The 408-nt window shown below is 38.0% G+C and carries 1 protein-coding gene; it reads left to right on the top strand.

All coding sequences use genetic code 11. The features are described 5' to 3' along the window. Positions 1 to 408, top strand: a 408-nt coding sequence (locus tag H5187_RS24035) for a T6SS immunity protein Tdi1 domain-containing protein (RefSeq protein WP_182798525.1), incomplete at both ends; no start/stop codon positions are given.

Below are 408 nucleotides of genomic sequence, written 5' to 3'. Positions count from 1 at the left end.
ACCCCGTTTGAGCAAGATGATATTTATTATGTTATAGCGCGTAATGCCTGGGGCAATTTAAAACTCTACGGTGAGAAAACCGGACATTCTGTGGAAATCAGCCCTTACCTTAATTGGATGCGAACAAAAAAAGGAAATCAGCAAGATATTGAAGCTGGCAAGGCTAACCAAACAATAAAAAGTTTCTTGACATGTCAGGATCCAGATAGTTCTGATATAAAAAGCAGCCAAAAGAAACCACTTTTCCCTGCGGCATTAAAAAAATATGGCCCACTCAATGCTAATGAAGTGTACGGCTTTGCGCCATTTTTATTTATGGGTGGCGAGAAAAAAATCAAGAATATTGAAAAGTGCGATATTTTTGCCCATTTGAATTTAATTGCCGACATGGGGGATATGGAAATTATT

Source organism: Pseudoalteromonas sp. SG44-1 (genome assembly GCF_014164315.1).
GTDB classification, from domain to species: Bacteria; Pseudomonadota; Gammaproteobacteria; order Enterobacterales; family Alteromonadaceae; genus Pseudoalteromonas; species Pseudoalteromonas rhizosphaerae.
This window is presented reverse-complemented; position numbering and strand designations above follow the sequence as displayed.